Raw genomic sequence first — 3506 nt, forward strand, 5'->3', positions numbered from 1 at the left:
AAGAATGCGTTGCCAGAATATCAGCAGCATGGGACTGGTCACAAACGTAGGACGCGACGTTCGTACGGCGTGTGGATCACTTCGTGCCGGATTGGTCCGCCTTGAACCACTTCCTGATTTCGTTGCCTACGATCCCGATACACTGGAAGCGCCTATATTGGGTGCACCCGTCAGCGGGGTCATGGATGGATTCGCCGGTTCAGGACGCTTCGTGCGACTGGCCCAATTGGCAATTGCCGATCTTTTGGCATACGGTGATCTACCTGGTCGGAACGATACTGCGTTTTGGTCTTCGACGGGCTTTGCATGGTGCCTTCCTGAAATATCCTACGAGCGTTTCATGTGGCCAGAAGATGAAATACCAAAGATATTGGAAATCGCATTTGGCGGCCGTGTGTTATCCGGGCTTAATCTTTCCAGTGCAACCACACCTTTTTACTTCACAACCGGAGGCCACACTGGCGTGGCACAGTTCTTGAGCAGGATCGACGCGCTTTTCGATAAAACGAACCTTAGTAGGATAATTCTTATAGCAACTGACTCGCTACTCGACGTACTATCACTCCAATCGTTAATCGAACAGGATCGTATCAAGACCGGGGCAAGGCCGACAGGGCTGTATCCAGGTGAAGCCTCAGCCGCAGTGTTGTTGGAGCCAAGCAGCAAAGCCAATTCTTCGTCCCGGAATACAGAGGCGAGGCTTTTATCAACTGCTTTACGACCTGCTCCAAATGATATCGACAAATCCGCAAATCCAAAGACGGCGCGCGTTGAAATGGCCGCAAAAACCGGACGCAATTTAGAAATGGCTGTTAAGGACGCACTAGCAAACGCGGGTGTGAATAATTTCAAAGGTGACCTTATAGTTGATCTCAACGGTGAGCAATGGAGGGCGCTGGCCTGGGGCCATGCGCAGGTCCAATTGACGTCCTGGATGGATTTTGATCAGATCCGCTTAATAACTCCCTGTGCGAGTCTTGGAGAAATCGGCGCGGCAAGCCCCCTCGTGGCCGTGTGTCTTGCGACCCAAGCATTCGTGAAAGGGTACGCTTTGGGCGACTGTTGTGTGATTGCTTCGGTCTCAGATCGCATGGATGCTTCTGCAATCGTTATCCGCCCTCCTGCATATGAATAATCTTTCTTCTGTTAACTTGTTGAAAAAATTTAAGCATTCTAAAAATCTGTCAGCTAAACTATTCAGAAAGAAATTTAGATGCCGTCATCATCAACACGGATGAAAACCTACTAATATACATATGGCGGGCACAAATGATCTTACGCAACGGCCCTCAGGATGTTGTATCTATCGAAATTGGTACAGCGCACCAAAAACCATCACAAGTTAAGGCATAAGTTTGGTTCATGGCCGTCACCATTCGACAATTCAACATCGAGTTGTACGAGGAACACCTGGAAGAAGCCTCGTTTCTGTACGAACAGCGACTGGCACTTCTGGATGATCCGGAAATCACCTGGAAAGATATCGGAGATTTCGAGGACCGCTTCGAAGCGCACATCGATGCCCTGGTGGTCGGCGAGGACCTGGCCCTCGAAGTGTGCCGCACCCAAGCCAAAGAGGGTGATTTTGGCGAACTGCACGCAGCGGTGAGGGTTTTTTGCCGGCAGAACAAGGGCGATTTTGTCGCCGAGGCGTGGCGGGATCTCGACCCGGAGGACATGGAACGCACGCAGGCCATCAGCGATGCACTGAAGGACGAATGCCCGGAAAGTTGGCAGGAAAGTTTACAATCGGTTTTCTTGCGGGACTATTTCAACTTGATCTCCGTAGTGGCACCAGTATTCGGCTATCGGCGCTATGAGGCAGAAAAACCGTTATTGAGCGCTTTGAAGAAAGCACCATCCAGTGTATTGCCCACGCTGATTTGGGCTCTCGGCCGCACAGGCGGACCAGCCACCCAAGCTGCCGTACTCCCCCTGCTCGACCATACGGACGATTCAGTCTGCAGAAGCGCTGCGGAGTGTCTGCTACGCTTTGGTGAACCTGATGTCGTCACTCAATGCTTTGCCCGTGCGGCAAACGAAAATTGGCCCATATCAGCACTTGGATTGGGCGGCGGCCGCAAGACAGCAGAGGTGCTGATTGATCGCATCAATCAAGGCGTTGCCAACAATGATTGCTTGATTGCGCTTGGGATGCTGGGCAGCTTAAAGGCGATAAAAGCGCTTTATTCATTCCTGGGAAATGAAGACCTGGCTCGTGCCGCGACAACAGGACTGTATATGATTACCGGCGCTGATCTGATCGAGGAAGTCTACGTACCCGATGTGATCGATGAAGATGAATTGTTCGAGGAGGAATTGGATGCTTATCGCAAGGAAGGCAAAGTTCCGACCAGACCTGATGGGCAGCCTTTTGGTGAAACGATACGCCGTTTGTCACAAAATCCCCAGGATTGGCAAGCGTGGCTGAATGAGAATAAATCACAATTCAACCCGGAAATTCGCTATCGCCTGGGAAAACCCTATTCCCCAACTGGTCTGCTCGAAACCCTCCTTTCCGAAACCAGTCCCTATCGTGCCAGACAATTGGCGATCGAAGAGTTTAAAATCCGTTATGGTGCGGATTTTCCAATTGAGGCGGATATGCCGGTGGCCATACAGGAAAGGGTCCTTCAGAAAATCGCTCAATGGGTGCAAGCGAACGAACACCGTTTTCAGCCCGGTGCCTGGTATTACTCAAGTCGTTTGATGCAAGACTATCAAGCATAACCTTCCCTTCATGATATCCAATCTTAATCTCGAAATCGTATTTGTTGCTCTGGCGGTAATCTTTGTTGGGCTATCCTTTCAAGATTATCTGCGATCGGAAGGCAAGCTTACCCCCAAAATCAAAACGTGGCTGCGGATCTCGTTTATATTCTCAGGCATCGGGATTTTGCTCCATGCGGTAAAACTTTTGGCCTGATGTAGGCTTTTTGATTCACGCTCAAAAGCGAATCCCATCACCGACAGCAAGAAAGTTCCAATGCCGACCAAAGCCTTAATCATGACAGCCGATTTCATGTACCGGAAAGGCGCGTTGGGTATCGGCACGAAGATCTCGGTTCCCGTCAGGCTTCCGACCAGAAGCCCTCACTGTAAAGACAACCATAGCGACGTCAGAACCGTGCAGAGGAGTTTGGAGATGGTCGAGCGTGTCTTTTTTAGCATGCTCGTTGCGGTTTTGCATATTTCCACAGGGTCCCAAAAAAATACGCCAACCTTCAGCTTGCTTATACCCTGCCCAACGACACTTCTATTTGCAGCACGCTTATGATGTGATTGACAAGACTGACTTCAATGTTTCGACCCACCAGTTGTATTGAGAGATGTCCCACGCCGCCGCCCCGACGGCAGGTGCTATGTTTTTCGTATCATCATTCTGGCGCCGTGGGTTGAGAGTAAGTTGAAAAAAAAATAGGGAAACACCAATGGGTTCAGTTGATAGCACTGATAATCTGCCCACCAAAATTAAAAATTACATCCAGAAGCGTGTGGGTAAAAGG

The 3506-nt window shown here is 50.1% G+C and carries 3 protein-coding genes; 2 read left to right on the forward strand and 1 reads right to left on the reverse strand.

Annotation, left to right across the window (positions count from 1 at the left end; translation table 11 throughout):
• Nucleotides 1-1135 (forward strand): hypothetical protein (locus ABYV26_RS23105; protein WP_372683711.1); only part of this gene is annotated, 1135 nt, incomplete at its 5' end.
• Nucleotides 1136-1362: 227 nt separating this feature from the next.
• The gene (locus tag ABYV26_RS23110; protein ID WP_372683712.1) at nt 1363-2730 is read left to right on the forward strand and encodes a HEAT repeat domain-containing protein; all 1368 of its coding nucleotides are present in this window, start codon (nt 1363-1365) and stop codon (nt 2728-2730) included.
• Nucleotides 2731-2814: 84 nt separating this feature from the next.
• On the opposite strand, the gene ABYV26_RS23115 is transcribed toward ABYV26_RS23110, so the two are convergent.
• Nucleotides 2815-3009: a hypothetical protein gene (locus ABYV26_RS23115; RefSeq protein WP_372683713.1), complete on the reverse strand. Its 195-nt coding sequence runs from the start codon at nt 3007-3009 to the stop codon at nt 2815-2817.
• Nucleotides 3010-3506: the final 497 nt, after the last annotated feature.

This window comes from Desulfosarcina sp. (assembly GCF_041551955.1).
In the GTDB taxonomy this organism is placed as follows: domain Bacteria; phylum Desulfobacterota; class Desulfobacteria; order Desulfobacterales; family Desulfosarcinaceae; genus Desulfosarcina.

Excerpts from the sequence above, each read along its gene's own strand:
- ABYV26_RS23110 (WP_372683712.1), top strand. The coding sequence starts at position 1,363 with ATGGCCGTCACCATTCGACAATTCAACATCGAGTTGTACGAGGAACAC.
- ABYV26_RS23115 (WP_372683713.1), bottom strand. The coding sequence starts at position 3,009 with ATGATTAAGGCTTTGGTCGGCATTGGAACTTTCTTGCTGTCGGTGATG.